Origin of the sequence: Timaviella obliquedivisa GSE-PSE-MK23-08B (assembly GCA_019358855.1) — a bacterium.
GTDB classification, from domain to species: domain Bacteria; phylum Cyanobacteriota; class Cyanobacteriia; order Elainellales; family Elainellaceae; genus Timaviella; species Timaviella obliquedivisa.
Genome location: JAHHII010000010.1, coordinates 119,514 through 134,829 on the forward strand (window position 1 = coordinate 119,514; position 15,316 = coordinate 134,829).

Here is a 15,316-nt window from a genome sequence, read left to right on the forward strand (position 1 = left end):
TTGTAACAATTCTGTTACATTGATTTACATAAGGAAACACATAAAAAATATCTGGAGAAATTTATGAGAAGCGGCAGCATCCTGGACGAACAAGGCAAAATGAACAACTTTGCGATCGAGCCTGAAATGTATGTTGATGCAGTTGCGCGGACTGGATTTACTGAATACGCTGAAAAATTAAATGGTCGTTTGGCAATGCTTGGCTTCGTGACCATGGTGGCTTTAGAAGCAGTATCGGGTCATGGATTGGTGACTCTACTACAAAGCCTGTAGCTGCCGTATCCGGCTCAGATTTACGACTCAGATTCTATATTTCAAACAGTTCAAACAGATCAAACGCCCAATTTTGATGACCTCCCGAATCCTTAGAAGATTTGGGAGGTATTGTTTTAAAGAGAACTTTAAGGACGCTGCGTCGCGATCGCCATCCGCACGCCCGCAATTTTCCGTAACCGATCCATGACCGCTACTACCCGTCCGTGGGCTACGCCTTGATCAGCATTAATCACGACAAAAGGCGGCTGCCCCTTCGCTGCCAATCCCCTTACCTGGGCTTCTAGTACTTCCAAGTCCATCGGCTGACGATTAAGCGCTAAATTGCCTGATCGATCGATCGTCACCACCGTTTGGCTTTGGGGCTGGCTTTGAGCAGTGGTTGCTCCTGGCAAATTAACAGGCAAGCCCTCAGAACGAGAAAGATAGAGCGTGGACATGATGAAAAACGTCAAGATGGCGAAGATCACATCGATCATCGGCACAATGTTGATCTGAGAGGGAGATTCAGGCTCTTGAGGGAGACGCATAATAAAATCAGGATTGAAACTAGGGCGATCGGGTCAATAAATTATTGGGCTGCGGGATAGGAGACGCTGCGTCCTTGGCGACGGCGATGGATCAGTTCTAGCTGTCCTCCATATTCCTGAATCAGCGCTGTTTGGCGGAGGTATAGCCCTCGAAACAAGTTAGCAAATAGCAGCGTGGAAATTGCCACGATCAGCCCCGATGCAGTCGAAACTAATGCCTCACTGATCCCCGCTGTAACGTTAGTGCTAGAAGTTCCGCCAATATTGCCAATTTGCAAAGACCCAAAGGAAGCCATGAGTCCTAAAATTGTTCCTAGCAACCCCAGCAGCGGTGAAACGCTAATCACAGTGTCAAATACTGTATTGAAACGCTTCAGTAAAGGTAATTCGGCTTGGGCAGCGCTTTCTAGTGCTAATCGAAATTCTTCTGGAGTGGCTTGCTCTAACTCTAGAGCCGCAAGAAAAATTCGGGCGATCGGTAAATTTAAATTCTGTTCCAGCTTTTGTAATGCTGCCTTGCTGCTACGACGATACAAGCTCAAAACATCCCTCACCACTTTGTCTTGGCGCTGAACAATCTGACTCCAAAATAAAACTCGTTCTAAAACTAGCGCCAGTGCCAAAATAGACAGCCCTAGCAAAGGGTACATGACTACCCCACCTTGCGCAAACAGGTTACCGATTGGCATAGGGTATCCTCACCTCGTTAGAACATTTTTAGGCTACGTGCGCTGCCTTCAGCAGTATGCTAACAGCAACCCGCTATTAGCATACTGCTGTTTTTTGTCCTTGATTTTTTTTGTCCTTAAGCAAACTCTTTTAATGCGGCTCAACCTGTACCCGGGAAGTGTTCAATCTGGGCGTATCCGCTAAAAACTAGCTGTTGACCTTGAGTTTCTAGCCGATTAATTCGCAGCATTACGCCATCTAAATCAAAACGATCTAGATCTACCATGTTGTCCAAAATTTCAGCAAATGCCTCGGTTAACACTTCCGACAAACCTCTGATATCTTCTGGAACAGCTTCAGGATTAAATTGGGGGTCTTTAAAGGCAACTCGGCGGCGCTTTTCAACAGCTAGAGTCGCCATCAGTTCAATCGGGACATCGCTACGGTTAGGTAAGTCGGTTTTGGCAGAAATACTGATTTGGTTTCCAGGAAGAAGCTTTAACTCAATATCACGAAAGGAAATAGGTTCACCCCCAGACAAATTAGTCAATGATTCCGTGTCTAGATTTTGAAGACGTTTTTGGACTAAATCTGCCTCAAAGGCTCGATTAATGGAATCTTCAGAAAGGATGATTTGCGCGATCGCCTGAGTTGGCTGCTTTAAGCGCAACTGCCCACCCAGTACGGAACCAAAGTCAATGGCGACCGCATCAGTTTCAAACGACATTTCCTCCACCTCAAACTGTCGCTTAATCACCAAGCCTCGTCCGCTCATCTTAAAGCTGTCAATGCTACCTTGCAAAATCTTGCTAGCAGGATTACACCGCACAGAAACCTCCACCGATTCGCACTGGCTAAACAAGTGTCGAATCGATTGAGTAGCAGCAGCATTGAGCATTCGCTCCCCAAAATCGGCATTAGGACTACTCTTTGAACCTGTAAAACCACCAAACATGCGGTTGCTCGTTTTTAAGGGCACTGTGTCTTGTTGTAACAGAATGTTAACATTTCGGCAAACGTTGCGTTGCTTACAAACCTTATAAATTGATAAAGGCACTGATTGGCAATGATTATTAATGACTCATTTAACCTCGACGCATAGCAAGGTTCCACCTCCACACAAATATCAATAACCTCAATAACTATCTCCATAGCATCAATAGTCAACTCTTTAGCCGCTATGGAAATCGGCACAAGGGTAAGTACAGTTTGAAATCGTCTCTCGCAAAATACTAATAGCGTTTAATTGTCCTTGCCCTACAGCCTTGTGGGGCAATTTTTATTTGTGAACTAAGCTTGCCGATCAACAGAATTTTTAGCAGAATGGAGATAGCGTTTAACTGTCCTTGCCCTACAGCCCTGTGGGGCAATTTTTTTAACATTTCTGAAAGAAATAGCTATGTTAAATGCCCATACTAAAACTAGATCAACAGATTGAATAATGGGGAAAGGCAAAATTTACCCTAGCCAGACTGCTTCACTCAAACTGAAAACTGTTGGCATAGAACCTAAAATTATGGAAAATTCAAGTATGTATCTTAGCAGAGGTTAAGAGGTAGCTCCTGTGAAGATCGTTTGGGAACAAAGCGTATACGTTGGTAATGCTCCTGTGTTCTGCGCTATTTGTGGACATAGAGCCTATCCAACCCGAGGCAGTAGGAATCAGCTATTGCTTGCCGTGATCTATGACTATCAGGGGGTTGCCTGTGGCGAAGCCTGCCGAGGTTGTGTAGCATCAGGCGCATCGGGCATTCGGCAAAAGCTGCAAGACCAGATTCAGTCTTTTCAAAAGAAGATTGCTGAGCTAGAACATTTAGGAGTAGGAGAGGTTCAGCCACCTTCTCTGGAAGAAGAGTTTCAATTGCATCGGCAAGATGTTTCATAGCTGAATGTGAGCTTATTGATGATTTTTGCGCTGGTTAAACCAAATGGTAAAGAACATCATGAGGAAACTACTGATTAAAAGCCCAAATGCTAGCATTCCTCCTATCCAATCGAGCCAATCGGTGTTTTCCATGGCGCTGTTCTCCATCGAATTCTGCCCAAAATCTACTCTTGAAGCTTAGAAGATTTGAATGTTTCTCTGCAAAAGTTCTTGTAGGACAAATTAATCCAATCGCTCTTTCGGTTCGTACTGATCCTGAACATGAAGAGCAATGAGGATTTCATCATGGCAAATAGCAATTTGGGGCGCTTGAATGATACGAAGGTGGTAACGGCTTCAGTACGTCGGGACGATCGCTTTGATACTTACCAATTTCGGCTGAAGGATCGCAGCAGCTTAACAGGAAAGTTAGGGAACCTGAGGGGCGGAAACGCTGATTTGGAGCTTTTTAGTCGCGATCGCCAGCGCATTGCCAAATCCACCACATCTGGCGCTGACTCCATTACTCAAACCCTCGATGCCGGAGTTTATTTCTTTCGAGTTAAACAACGCAGTGGTAATGATGTCAGTTATCGCCTTCGCTTGTCCAATGCTCCCTTTGTTCTACCTGACACCGTAGGGAATAGCCAGAGTGAAGCTAAGCAAATTTCCTTGGGAGCAACCTCCAGCAGCTTTGTCGATTCGGTTAGTCGGTCAGACAACAACGACTACTATCGGTTTGATGTCACGACCCCTGGTAATCTTAGCTTGAACCTGAACGGGCTAAGTGGCAACGCCGATGTGCAGGTGCTTAATGGTAATGGCAATGTAATTGGTTCTTCTACCAACGCTGGGAATGCAGATGAGTCATTAAATCTCAACCTTGCTGCAGGCACCTTTTTTGTACGAGTGTTTCCCAATGCGCCCAACCAGAGTACTCCCTATAGTCTGAATGCAACACTCACACCGCTAAAGCTTTTTGGCTTAACAGAGCAAAATAACCTAATTGCCTTCAATGCCGACAACCTTAACGCCGTCACTGTAGGGGCTGTCACGGGGCTTGCTACCGGAGAAACGTTGGTGGGTATCGATTTTCGGGCTACGACTGCCACTGCTGCCAATGGACAAAGCCTCAATGGTGGCTTATATGGCTTAGGTAGCACCAATCGGCTTTACAGCATCAACATTGCCACTGGTCAAGCAACTTCAATCGGTACTGCGCCTTTTAGTCCAGGAATAGACGGAGCATCTTTTGGTTTTGACTTTAACCCTGCGCCCGATCGCATCCGGTTGGTGAGCAACACCGACCAAAACCTACGCTTAGTCCCCGATGGCACTATGGCTCCAGCCGGAACTGTGGCGGATGGTAACGCTGGTGTTGCTGGCATCCAATCCGATACCTCGTTAAGCTACATCACAGGCGACGTTAATGCTGGGGTTAACCCTAATATTGTGGCAGCTGCCTATGCCAATAACCGGGTGGGGGGTAGAACAACGCAGTTTGTCATTGATGCTGACTTAGATGTTTTGGTCAGGCAGGGTAGCCCAGGGGGCAACGCGTCCTCTCCTTTTGGTGCATCGCCGAATGGAGGATTGCTAACTACTATTGGGGCGCTAGGATTCGATTTTGGCAACAACACCGCCTTCGATATTTCGACGGATAGCAATCTGACCGATACAGCGATCGCCACTTCAGGTTCAACCTTGTACGGCATCAATCTTGCTACAGGTGCTGCTAGAAACTTGGGCACAGTGACTGCGAATGGCGCAGCCGTCAATGTTGTCGGGCTCTCGACACGAGTAGTCTAAGTCAAAAAACTGCATCGAAAATCTGTAGGCACACGAAATAAGGGGACACAGTTCAACTGTGCCCCCTCGCTCTTATATATCATTGGAACTACATTTTTAGAGACCACCTTCTTACTACAAAACCTGCCCACTGAAAGGTAGAGCAGAGGTTGGTAGCTGGAGGGTATCACTTACGTTTTAACGGAACCGACGCTTACGTCTTGCCATAATTGCTTTGCGCTTGCGCTTTTCTAGCGGGGTTTCAAAATGACGATGACTTTTCACGTCGGCTAAGATACCTGCTTTTGAAACTTGGCGCTTGAATCGACGTAATGCAGATTCAATCCCTTCATTTTCACCTAAGACCACCTGGGTCATGCGTACCACTCCTTCGTTTTATTTCCAAAAAACTAACAATTACCAAGCATATCTTAACCCGTTTAGTACGAATCGGGTTTTACCAGGGAGTATGATTACATCTGTTCCTTTTCTTCACTTAAAATTTGCATGTCTTTTCAGGTTTCTCTAGGTCAGTTGGTCGAGCTTTTGGCAGCTACTCCTCTTCATCTCTCTGAGAATGATCTACGATCGCCCATCACAAGAATCACCACTGACAGCCGCAGTTTGCAAGCAGGCGACTTGTTTATTGCCTTACGGGGAGAAAAATTTGATGGGCATGGGTTTACAGAGCAGGCCATACAGCAAGGGGCGATCGCAGCAATTACTGATTACCCTGTGGCAGGAGTTCTTGCTCTGCCGCTGCTAATCGTGAAAGACACGTTAGAGGCATATCAAGCGATCGCCCATTGGTGGCGGAATCAGTTTAAGCATCCGGTAATTGCGGTGACTGGCTCGGTGGGCAAGACCACGACTAAGGAGCTTATTGCCTCGGTTTTAGCGACTCAGGGCAAAGTGCTGAAGACGCAGGCGAACTACAACAATGAAATAGGAGTGCCTAAAACGCTGCTAGACCTTGACGATCAGGACTATGCAGTAGTGGAAATGGGAATGCGAGCAGCAGGTGAAATCGCTTTACTAACCCGCATCGCGCGCCCAGACATCGCTGTCATTACCAACGTGGGAACCGCTCACATTGGACGACTAGGCTCTGAACAGGCGATCGCCAATGCCAAGTGCGAGTTGCTCGAAAAACTCCCAGAGACAGGCATTGCTATCCTTAACCATGACAACTTGCGCTTAATTGCAACCGCAGCGAAGGTTTGGCAGGGCAAGGTGTTGACCTATGGGTTGGAAGGTGGCGATTTACAAGGCGAGCTTTTAAGTGCCACAACGCTAAAGGTTGAGGGTAACGTTTTACCCCTGCCTTTGCCAGGTCGGCACAATGCTTTGAACTACTTGGCAGCGATCGCTGTTGCCAAAGTTTTAGACATCGACTGGACTATCCTGACGGCTGGCATAGAGGTGACCTTACCCCAAGGGCGATCGCGTCGGTATGAACTGCCTAATGATGTGCTGCTGTTAGATGAAACGTATAATGCGGGCTTAGAGTCTATGATTGCGGCTTTACACTTGTTGGCAGAAACGCCCGGAACTCGGCATATTGCAGTGCTCGGCACGATGAAGGAGCTAGGAGAGCGATCGCCAGAATTTCATGAACAAGTGGGTACGGTTGCTCGTCAGCTAAATCTAGATCGTCTGTTGATTTTGGCAGATGAAGCTGAGAGTGAGGCTTTAGCGTCGGGTGCTGCGCCGTCAGTGGTGTCTGAGCGGTTTACGAGCCATGCTGCTGTGGTGGAAAGATTAGTACAGTTAGTGCAACCAGGCGATCGCCTGTTGTTCAAAGCATCCCGCGCTGTAGGGTTAGATCAAGTCGTGGAGCAGTTTCGGACTACAGTACAGTTGTAAAAAGCTCCGGGTGAAACAAAAAATCCCTGACAGAAAGTCAGGGATAAAATAGGGTGCATCTACCTCTTCGTTATCCATACCGACTCCTACCTCATCAGGAAGAATTTGCTGAGAGTTTTTTCTGACTATGGTTTTAGGTCACGCGCTTTTCAGTCACTAGCGTTAAACTACTCCAACCGCCTTGAGCGTCGTAGCTCCGAATCATGCGCTGGCGTAGGTTGGGGTTGATTAACCAGCCTGCCTCTAAAAAGAAAGGTTGACCTTTAGGAAGAGTAAGCGGTGTGTTGCAAGAGGCACCATCAGGAAGCAGCAAGACTTGAATGGGAAATTTGCCTTGGTCAAATAACAGCGTTGAGCCATTAATTTCGGCACTGGAGGAGAAGTCTAACTGGGGCAAGATGAGATGCTGCTGAAGACGATCGCCCTCTTGTTTGACTGAAAGCGTCGTCGCAAATTGGGTCGATCGCCAGTTAAGGTCAAGGGTCACAGATTCTCCTTGCCACTCACCGATTAATTGCTCGACTGTCAGAGGCGGGCGATCGCTAGATTGTTTCCCTTGAAGATGCTCTCGAATCAGCGTGAGTTCTGAAAACTGATGGTTTTCATTAAACAGTTGCACTAAACGAAGCCGATGATCGTTCCAAATAAACCCCAGTTCGGCTCCAAACTCCGTTGTAGGCGCAAGCTGAATCGATCCTTGAGAAAATGCGCCTCCCTCAAATAGCAAAATGCCGCGACCCAGCGATCGATACTCTAAAACTCGATGCTGCGTCACTTCGGCTCTATCCGCTGAAAACTGGTCGATCGTTTGGCGCACTATTTTATTGTCATCAAGTCCTTCTAAGGTCACTAAAGTTGAAATGTCTGCCTGAAGGTTGCCATGGGTAGAAAGGCTTGTAAAAGATCCTTCCCAAGCCCCTAAGTTGCAGAGCAGGTTATCCCATTGTGAGGTTGAGCCAAATTGTGTCATCTGCAAAACTAGACTTCTATTGCAATCTTTTTAGTATCAGGCAAATCTATGAGTGTGAAAGCTCTCTCATAATTCTTTTATAATAAATCGCTTTTATACCGTAATATTACTGGTTCTAGAGCAAAACTTATGTAATTTTTAATACTTCGTTTGCACAGGCATGGGCGATCGCCAAAAACTAGGTTGTCGAATGGCTGGCTAACAGTGGCTCTTAAACCATTTATTTTAGGTGCGGCTGATCAAACTCTCTACTGAAATAGCCTGTACAAATTTACACTCTTTCATTAATATTATTTTTTGGGTTCAATATTAACTAGATATTAAGAATTATTAAAAACATGACATTTCTTCAGTCAAACCTTAACCCATGAATTTTTCAGGCTTTTTAGGGGTGCTTGCATCCGTCAGTCATGTTCTTTCTTTGGCAGGTTCTTCTATCATCGAAGCCTTGCCTCAGTCGTCTCTTAGAAAAGAACCTATTCTTCAAAATTCTCCAGCAATCACTTCCCCGTCTCTCCATTCAGCAAGGTTTGCCACTCTCACAAAGCTTCCAGGTTTTGCAGACAAACGATACGCTCTGGCGAACGGTTCCCAATTAGGATTTACCCCGCGAGACGGTTGGCAAACTCTTCTAGAAGAGTTCACGCGCCCCCAACTGGCGGTTCAAGTCGTGGGTCAAAAGTTTCAGGTAAAGATTAAGGGGCATGTTGTGGCTGAGGTCACGTCTCAAGACCAAGCTGCTCTTATGGTTTGGCAATTACAACGGATGGCTTTGAACCCAGACTTTGATGCCCAAAATCTACATCTAGGGCTAAGTCTACGTCCTGGAATGCCTGAGGCAACCCCTGTAGGGAAAATCGAGAATGAAGTTTTGTTCTGGAGCGATCGCCGCCTCACCCCTCAAGTGCAAGAAAACGCTGAGTTAACAGCGATCGCTTGGGTCAATAATCTTCGTGCTGCCCTAGATGTCCCTAGGTTATCGTTGGCAGAAGCTCAAAGCCAGATGCACAATTTAGTCCCGACTGATCAGCGCTTAAGGGGGACAGCTTCTTGGTATGGGTCTTACTTCCACGGTCGTCAAACTGCTACAGGCGAAATCTTTGACCAAAATGATCTGACGGCTGCTCATCCCTCATTGCCCTTTGGCACTTTTTTAAAGGTGACAAACTTGCTATCAGGTGAGCAGGTCATTGTGCGGATTAATGACCGGGGCCCCTACTGGGACGATCGCTCTCTCGATCTTTCCAGACAGGCGGCGCTTTGTCTAAACAGCGAATCGAAAGGTGTTGTGCCCTACGAAGCGATCGTTATGCAACCGGTGCAACCCATGCAGACTTTGAAAAACACTGCTTCTATTTCTCAAGAGCAGCATCCAGATCAGATAAGAAGTCACAGGATAGGTCAAAAAGTAGCAAGGCTGATCCGATCGCCCTTTACACAGTCTGGGCAACCTAAACAGTCTGGGCAATATACGCAGTCTGAATCTATACAGTCTGGGCAATAAGGATGATATGACGATTGCTGTCCATTTTCATCCAGCCTGCTTCCTGAAGTTGACTGAGGAGCCGAGTCACCGTCACACGAGTCGTACCGATGGTGCTGGCAATTTGCTGATGGGTGAGGCGGACGTTCAGCCGAGTACCGTCAGCAACAGGCTGTCCCAACTCTTGGCCCAACAACAGCAACAGATGGCGCAATCGATCTTCCACCCGGCGGTAGCCCGTCACAGTCAAAATTGCCTCCGCTTGCTGCAATCGACGCACCAAGTGCCGGAAAATTCCCTGCGCCAACATGGGAGACTGGACAACTTCTGATAGGCGTAGCCGCATCAAATCGACATCAGTCAATGCACTAGCCTGGTAAGGATATACGAGCGTTAAGGGTAACCCAAACGGCATTGAGGGACACATTAACCCCAGTAGCGCTTCATCACCATTGTCGTAGAGCGTACCTAGCTGCACAACACCTCGACAAACAACCCAAATTTCATCGGGTAAGAGGCGAATAGTTTGACCGCTGCGAAAATGTTGTAATGTCCGACCTTGATAAAGTCTTTCTAAAAGCTGACGCAGATCAGGGGTAGGGGCAGATTCGAGGGCGTAAGCGTAGGTCATGGTGTTTTCGGATGCTCTGGGCTGTTGTCGAACAGCTTAAACGCCTGACCTCAAGAGAAGGTAATTAAACGGTTACGGAAGAGTAATGAATCGATTTAGAAGAGATTAAGGTATGAGCGCATTCCTTGTTATGGCGCTAGGGCTTGATTTATTCTGGAGAACAGTCAAGACAATGTATAGCTTCTAGCATTCCTCTTGCTTTACTCAGGGTTTCTTCGTACTCACGCTCTGGTTCAGAATCGGCAACGAGTCCGGCTCCAGCCTGGACGATGACGGTATGTTTGCCGTTAGACTGGCTGCGAACGACCATAGTACGGATGGCGATCGCTGTGTTCAACTGTCCTTCAAAATCATAATAGCCGTAGGCTCCGGAATAGACCCCTCGCCGACAGGGTTCTAAATCATGAATAATCTCCATTGCCCGAATTTTGGGTGCCCCACTCACGGTTCCAGCCGGAAAGCAGGCTTTCAAAAGTTCCCAAGCCGTCTTGTCAGGATCGAGTTGACCCACTACATTGCTGACAATGTGCATAACGTGAGAATAACGCTCAATCGACATTAGTTCATCTACTATGACGCTGCCGTTGATACAGACTCGCCCTAGATCATTGCGCCCCAAATCAACCAGCATGACATGCTCGGCAATTTCCTTAGGATCTTGCAGTAGTTCTTCGGCATAGGCAGCATCTTCGCTGGGGGTTTTGCCGCGAGGACGCGTTCCGGCGATCGGTCGGACAGTCGCAACGGTTGGCAGCTTTGGTTCTAGAGGGCGATCGGCTTTAACCATCACCTCCGGGCTAGAGCCAATGATCTGCCAATCTTGAAAGTTGAAATATGCCATGTAGGGTGAAGGATTGATCAATCGCAAGGATCGATACAATGCAAACGGATCACCGCTATAGTCTGCTGATAGCCGTTGAGAAGCAACCACCTGAAAAATATCTCCTGCCCGAATATGATCCTTTGCCCGCTCTACATTGGCGCAGAATTCTTCTTTCGTAAAGTTGCTGGTATACAAAGTTCTGTTTCGAGAGGGTTTTCCTCCCGGCGGTGTCCACTCCAGCACCGTATCCTGCCCTGAAAGAGGCAATTGCAACTTATCTAGCATTTGAGTGACTTGTTGACACGCTTGCTGATAAGCCTGCTCTAAATTAGTTTGGGGATCACGGAGATCAGCATAGGCGATCGCCCAGATCTTGCGCTGCACTTGGTCAAAAATTAGCAAATGGTCAATCTGCATCCACACACCATCAGGCAAATCTTGCTCATCTGTTGAATACACAGGCACCCGAGGTTCGATCCACTGAATGAGCTCATAGCCCCAGAAGCCAAACAGTCCGCCAATTCCAGGCGGCAACTGGGGCAACGTCACGGGGTGGTAAGACTGGAGGCAGGTTGTTAATGCCACAAACGGATCGCCTTCAAAAACTTGCGCTGAGCCATCTCGATGAGTTTGCGTGGTTTTACTGCCCCGTGCCTCTAACACCCAGACCGGGTCGCAACCCAGAAAGCTATAGCGTCCTAGCTTTTCGCCCCCTTCAATGGACTCTAGCAAAAAACTATAGGGCTGCCCCGCACAAACCTTGTACCAAGCAGAAACAGGGGTATCCAAATCAGCAACCCACTCTTGGTAAACCGGAACAAAGTTTCCTTGCTGCCCCAACGCTGAAAATTGTGCAAAATCTGGAGAAGCCATGCCATGCCCCTATCTGGAATGCACCATAGTCTACCATTCACTGCCCAAATCCTCACCTTTTTAAGTCACCCGATGGCAGGATGATTCGCCTCTGTCAAATCAGCGATTATTTATGAGTTATAAAGTGTTGTATTTCACTTAAACTGACTTGAGGACAACAAACCGTCAGCGCACTGATTGCCCACATTGGGTGAAAACACAGTGGAGTGATGGAGTCAATCAATTTAGGCTTTATTTAGCCTCGTGTTATTTAGCCTCATGATTGAAGAGAGTTGAAAACTACCCGGAATCCTAGGACGGGTCTTTGTATCAACAGTTGGAACCTGGTTCGCCCCGATCGCCTCAGAACACCCCCAAAACAATTGCGTTCATCCCTCTATGCGGGATAAGGAAATTAGAGGAACTCAAATGAGAGACTTCGTTCTAGATGCCCCTGGCTCTAATCGTTATACCTACTTTGTGGCTTATTACGGCAAAGAGTTTCATCAACAGACTGCTGTTTTGCATGTCATGCATCACTTCGATGTTTCGGTTCAAGATCTGCATGTTCAGATTCGATCGAGAATCAACGAAGTGTTAGGAGAAGAAACTCCCTCTTGCTATCACATCTTAGCTTTAGCAACTCCAGAAGCCATTCCAGCTTAGTTAGCGATCGCTGACTGATGATCAACGCCTGTTCACACCAACAAGCTCATGAAGAGGGAGGGGCGATCGCCTCTCCCCTGGATTTGTGCAGAGTTGCAGCGACCACCGTATACTGTCTGAATAGGTGGTCATAGAATTTTATGAAAAACTTGAGCCTTTTAGGGCTGGCTGGAGTTGTGGCTGGCACAGTCAGCATTACTTCGATCGCATTGGCAGAACAACCATTATTCGTTGCATATCCGGCAGATGGGTATGAAACAAATGCCACCCAGATTTTCCTGATTGGTACAGCGCCAGCAGCAGGTGAAGTCACGATTAATGGGCAGAGAGTTGAGCGCAGCGATGCAGGACATTTTGCCCCTACTCTGCCGTTACAATTGGGCGAGAATGTTTTTGACTTGCGCTATGGTAGTCAGCGGTTGAAACTGCGGGTGATACGTGCCTCCTCTGCTCCCCCCACTCCAACGGGTGCAACCTTTGCTGCGGGCTCACTCATTCCAGCAGTGGATGTTGCTCGTCTACCAGGAGAGCCTATATGTTTTGGGGCGATCGCTCCTCCCAATGCCAAAGTAACAGTGACTTTAGGCAGCCAAACGATTCCTCTGCTGCCTCAAATAAACTCCGTCGAACTGCCTCCTAATTCGGCAGTGTTAACCCAGCAAGAGCAGCCAATGCCTTCTGCCGAAAGCTATCAAGGCTGCACTAGTAATGGGCTAAGTGCAGACAGGCTCAGCAGCAATACCAACCCCACGGGCACGATGCCCATAACCTCGCTAACCCACGATCTAGGCTATCCTCAGTTTCAACTAATACTCAATGGACAAACCCAAACTCAGACGGGAACAGGTAAAGTTAAAATTCTTTCTCCTGTGAATGCTCAGGTCATTGAAGTAACCGCTGATCCGGGAACGGCACGAACTGGGGCAAGTACTGATTACTCTCGCCTAACGCCGCTGCCAAAGGGCACAACTGCGGCGGTAACAGGTCGAGAGGGTGAGTGGCTGCGGTTAGACTATGGGGGGTGGATTAAGGCATCTGAGACTAGAGTTTTGCCAAGTGCAGTGCCGCCGCGATCGCTCATTCGCAGTATTCGGGCGCGTCAGGTAGAAGATTGGACAGAGGTCTTGTTTCCTTTGCAGGTAGCGGTACCCGTGACCGTACAGCAAGGCGATCGCTCCTTTGCATTAACATTGCATAACACGACTGCCCAAACTGACACCATTCGCCTAGATGACGATCCTTTAATTGAACGGTTGGATTGGCAGCAGACAGCGCCTCAACAAATTCAGTACACTTTTAGTCTCAAGTCTTCTCAACAGTGGGGCTACAAGTTGCGGTATGAGGGAACCACTTTAGTACTGTCGCTTAAACATCCTCCGCAAGTAGAGCAGTCATTGAAGGGGATTAGTATCTTGCTTGACCCAGGGCATGGGGGAGCAGAAGATTTAGGTGCGCGGGGGCCCACAGGTTATCCGGAAAAGGATGTGGTGTTAATTGTGTCCAAGCTACTGCGCGATCGCCTCCTTGCTAAAGGTGCCACTGTCTATATGACGCGTGAAGCAGATATTGATCTAGGTCCTAATGAGCGGGCAGCGATGATCAATCAGATGCAGCCAGACTTAGCCGTGAGCTTGCACTACAATGCTCTCCCCGATGAGGGAGACGCAGCCCATACATCTGGCATAGGGGCATTTTGGTATAACGCTCAGTCTCATGGGTTAGCGGTATTTTTACACAATTACTTAGTTGAAAAGCTCGATCGCCCTTCCTATGGGGTGTTTTGGAATAACTTAGCGTTGACGCGTCCAACTGTCGCTCCAGCAATATTACTAGAGCTAGGATTTATGATTAATCCTCAAGAGTTTGAATGGATTACAGACGAAGAAGCACAAGAAGAGCTAGCAGATTCATTAAGCAATGGCATTGAGCAATGGATTCGAGAGCAATAGGAATATTTGGGCTGAAAGAAACGCAAAAGCACTCTTAGTTTCCAAAAAGTTCAAGTTAGGTTAAACCGCTGAAGTTGCCCTTCTAAAGATTGGGGTAGAGATTTATGGAGTTCAGCTTTGTTGCGGAAGAGAAGGCGATCGTGGCTTTGCACGTCAAACGGAAATTGTCCCACAATATCAGAGCGATCCATCTGCGCTAGTAGGATCTGCTCTGAACGCTTACATTGCAGGGCATAGCCAATTTCAACACATACTTGTGGGCTAGGAATCGGTTGGGGTGGTGAACTATCCATCTGCAAGACGGGCGTACCGTCAGCAATGAAAACTAAGCTTTTGCGGATCTTGCGCATCAAGGTGCTCTTAAGGCGAATTGGAGCATCGTTTAGACGGTGGGATTCTTCTAGAGTAAGAGGAAGACGCGATCGCTTATTAAACTTCTCTAAAAAGGCTTGAATTTCGTCTCGTAGAATGTCGCTAGACTCAGGATATTCAGTCTGGTAACAAAGAAATACAGTCGGCTCTAAATGAGCCATGACATCTTGCTTAGTGAAATAAATTTCATGACTAATCAAGTCAATGTTTGAAATAGCATATCCCCCACTACCCTCAATATAAAACTCAACTGTTTCCCCTTCCATATATCGCTGAAACCAGGCTGCTGTTTTTACCTCAGCACTATCTTCTAAAAAATCAGCCCTTAGAGCTGATTTCAAGAGACTATTCTTGCTGAGGCGTAAGTCATAGGGGCGTTTTTCCAAATCTCGGAAGGGTTCGTACTCCGCAAGATACCAAGCTTTCAGCGCAATGATTGCCATACTTTCACTGTTTCTTTGCTTTAAAATTAACAGTAGCACCCAAGATTTGAAATATATTGAGTGATTTGAGTGATTTTCTCCGCTTCAAACATCTTATCCACAGCCGCAAGATTCAACAATAATTAAATTTTTCATTG

At 47.2% G+C, this 15,316-nt stretch carries 15 protein-coding genes; 7 read left to right on the forward strand and 8 right to left on the reverse strand.

Annotated elements, in window-relative coordinates; translation table 11 throughout:
• Positions 1-63: 63 nt before the first annotated feature.
• Positions 64-273, forward strand: coding sequence for a high light inducible protein (locus tag KME11_17160; GenBank protein MBW4516941.1), 210 nt, complete (start codon positions 64-66; stop codon positions 271-273).
• Between the two features lie 128 nt (positions 274-401).
• Here the strand turns inward: KME11_17160 and KME11_17165 are convergent, their stop codons facing one another.
• From KME11_17165 to KME11_17175, 3 genes are all read right to left on the reverse strand, one after another.
• The gene (locus tag KME11_17165; GenBank protein ID MBW4516942.1) at positions 402-803 is read right to left on the reverse strand and encodes a biopolymer transporter ExbD; all 402 of its coding nucleotides are present in this window, start codon (positions 801-803) and stop codon (positions 402-404) included.
• A 41-nt stretch (positions 804-844) separates the two neighbouring features.
• The gene (locus KME11_17170) at positions 845-1,492 is read right to left on the reverse strand and encodes a MotA/TolQ/ExbB proton channel family protein (GenBank protein ID MBW4516943.1); all 648 of its coding nucleotides are present in this window, start codon (positions 1,490-1,492) and stop codon (positions 845-847) included.
• A gap of 140 nt (positions 1,493-1,632) precedes the next feature.
• Positions 1,633-2,427, reverse strand: a complete 795-nt coding sequence (locus KME11_17175) for a DUF2993 domain-containing protein (protein ID MBW4516944.1) — start codon at positions 2,425-2,427, stop codon at positions 1,633-1,635.
• A 609-nt stretch (positions 2,428-3,036) separates the two neighbouring features.
• Between KME11_17175 and KME11_17180 the strand changes: the two genes are divergently transcribed.
• Together KME11_17180 and KME11_17185 are read left to right on the forward strand one after the other, a co-directional pair.
• Positions 3,037-3,357, forward strand: a complete 321-nt coding sequence (locus KME11_17180; protein ID MBW4516945.1) for a hypothetical protein — start codon at positions 3,037-3,039, stop codon at positions 3,355-3,357.
• Between the two features lie 285 nt (positions 3,358-3,642).
• Positions 3,643-5,145, forward strand: coding sequence for a DUF4394 domain-containing protein (locus KME11_17185; protein MBW4516946.1), 1,503 nt, complete (start codon positions 3,643-3,645; stop codon positions 5,143-5,145).
• A gap of 177 nt (positions 5,146-5,322) precedes the next feature.
• Here KME11_17185 and rpsU read toward each other — a convergent pair whose 3' ends face one another.
• The gene (rpsU, locus tag KME11_17190; protein MBW4516947.1) at positions 5,323-5,502 is read right to left on the reverse strand and encodes a 30S ribosomal protein S21; all 180 of its coding nucleotides are present in this window, start codon (positions 5,500-5,502) and stop codon (positions 5,323-5,325) included.
• 129 nt (positions 5,503-5,631) lie between these two features.
• Between rpsU and KME11_17195 the strand changes: the two genes are divergently transcribed.
• Positions 5,632-6,990: a UDP-N-acetylmuramoyl-tripeptide--D-alanyl-D-alanine ligase gene (locus KME11_17195; protein ID MBW4516948.1), complete on the forward strand. Its 1,359-nt coding sequence runs from the start codon at positions 5,632-5,634 to the stop codon at positions 6,988-6,990.
• Positions 6,991-7,123: 133 nt separating this feature from the next.
• Here KME11_17195 and KME11_17200 read toward each other — a convergent pair whose 3' ends face one another.
• Positions 7,124-7,960 (reverse strand): DUF3598 family protein, encoded by an 837-nt coding sequence (locus KME11_17200; GenBank protein MBW4516949.1) that lies wholly within the window; start codon positions 7,958-7,960, stop codon positions 7,124-7,126.
• Between the two features lie 367 nt (positions 7,961-8,327).
• On the opposite strand from KME11_17200, the gene KME11_17205 reads away from it, so the two are divergent.
• Positions 8,328-9,464: a septal ring lytic transglycosylase RlpA family protein gene (locus KME11_17205; protein MBW4516950.1), complete on the forward strand. Its 1,137-nt coding sequence runs from the start codon at positions 8,328-8,330 to the stop codon at positions 9,462-9,464.
• Here KME11_17205 and KME11_17210 read toward each other — a convergent pair.
• Complete coding sequence (locus KME11_17210) at positions 9,445-10,074, reverse strand: Crp/Fnr family transcriptional regulator (GenBank protein MBW4516951.1); 630 nt, start codon at positions 10,072-10,074, stop codon at positions 9,445-9,447. The genes KME11_17205 and KME11_17210 overlap by 20 nt on opposite strands.
• Positions 10,075-10,222: 148 nt before the next feature.
• The gene (gene trpE, locus KME11_17215; GenBank protein ID MBW4516952.1) at positions 10,223-11,770 is read right to left on the reverse strand and encodes an anthranilate synthase component I; all 1,548 of its coding nucleotides are present in this window, start codon (positions 11,768-11,770) and stop codon (positions 10,223-10,225) included.
• A gap of 408 nt (positions 11,771-12,178) precedes the next feature.
• Here trpE and KME11_17220 point away from each other — a divergent pair, with 408 nt between their 5' ends.
• Together KME11_17220 and KME11_17225 are read left to right on the forward strand one after the other, a co-directional pair.
• Entirely contained in the window at positions 12,179-12,415 is a 237-nt protein-coding gene (locus KME11_17220; protein ID MBW4516953.1) for a hypothetical protein, read from the forward strand.
• 140 nt (positions 12,416-12,555) lie between these two features.
• Positions 12,556-14,364, forward strand: a complete 1,809-nt coding sequence (locus KME11_17225; GenBank protein ID MBW4516954.1) for an N-acetylmuramoyl-L-alanine amidase — start codon at positions 12,556-12,558, stop codon at positions 14,362-14,364.
• Positions 14,365-14,414: 50 nt separating this feature from the next.
• On the opposite strand, the gene KME11_17230 is transcribed toward KME11_17225, so the two are convergent.
• On the reverse strand, positions 14,415-15,179 hold the full coding sequence (locus tag KME11_17230) for a hypothetical protein (protein MBW4516955.1): 765 nt from the start codon (positions 15,177-15,179) through the stop codon (positions 14,415-14,417).
• Between the last annotated feature and the right edge of the window lie 137 nt (positions 15,180-15,316).

What these genes read in the sequence shown, in the direction of transcription:
- trpE (MBW4516952.1), bottom strand. Translation starts at nt 11,770, where the DNA reads ATGGCTTCTCCAGATTTTGCACAATTTTCAGCGTTGGGGCAGCAAGGA.
- KME11_17200 (MBW4516949.1), bottom strand. Translation starts at nt 7,960, where the DNA reads ATGACACAATTTGGCTCAACCTCACAATGGGATAACCTGCTCTGCAAC.
- KME11_17230 (MBW4516955.1), bottom strand. Translation starts at nt 15,179, where the DNA reads ATGGCAATCATTGCGCTGAAAGCTTGGTATCTTGCGGAGTACGAACCC.
- KME11_17205 (MBW4516950.1), top strand. Translation starts at nt 8,328, where the DNA reads ATGAATTTTTCAGGCTTTTTAGGGGTGCTTGCATCCGTCAGTCATGTT.
- KME11_17185 (MBW4516946.1), top strand. Translation starts at nt 3,643, where the DNA reads ATGGCAAATAGCAATTTGGGGCGCTTGAATGATACGAAGGTGGTAACG.
- KME11_17225 (MBW4516954.1), top strand. Translation starts at nt 12,556, where the DNA reads ATGAAAAACTTGAGCCTTTTAGGGCTGGCTGGAGTTGTGGCTGGCACA.
- KME11_17195 (MBW4516948.1), top strand. Translation starts at nt 5,632, where the DNA reads ATGTCTTTTCAGGTTTCTCTAGGTCAGTTGGTCGAGCTTTTGGCAGCT.
- KME11_17160 (MBW4516941.1), top strand. Translation starts at nt 64, where the DNA reads ATGAGAAGCGGCAGCATCCTGGACGAACAAGGCAAAATGAACAACTTT.
- rpsU (MBW4516947.1), bottom strand. Translation starts at nt 5,502, where the DNA reads ATGACCCAGGTGGTCTTAGGTGAAAATGAAGGGATTGAATCTGCATTA.
- KME11_17175 (MBW4516944.1), bottom strand. Translation starts at nt 2,427, where the DNA reads ATGTTTGGTGGTTTTACAGGTTCAAAGAGTAGTCCTAATGCCGATTTT.
- KME11_17170 (MBW4516943.1), bottom strand. Translation starts at nt 1,492, where the DNA reads ATGCCAATCGGTAACCTGTTTGCGCAAGGTGGGGTAGTCATGTACCCT.
- KME11_17210 (MBW4516951.1), bottom strand. Translation starts at nt 10,074, where the DNA reads ATGACCTACGCTTACGCCCTCGAATCTGCCCCTACCCCTGATCTGCGT.
- KME11_17220 (MBW4516953.1), top strand. Translation starts at nt 12,179, where the DNA reads ATGAGAGACTTCGTTCTAGATGCCCCTGGCTCTAATCGTTATACCTAC.
- KME11_17165 (MBW4516942.1), bottom strand. Translation starts at nt 803, where the DNA reads ATGCGTCTCCCTCAAGAGCCTGAATCTCCCTCTCAGATCAACATTGTG.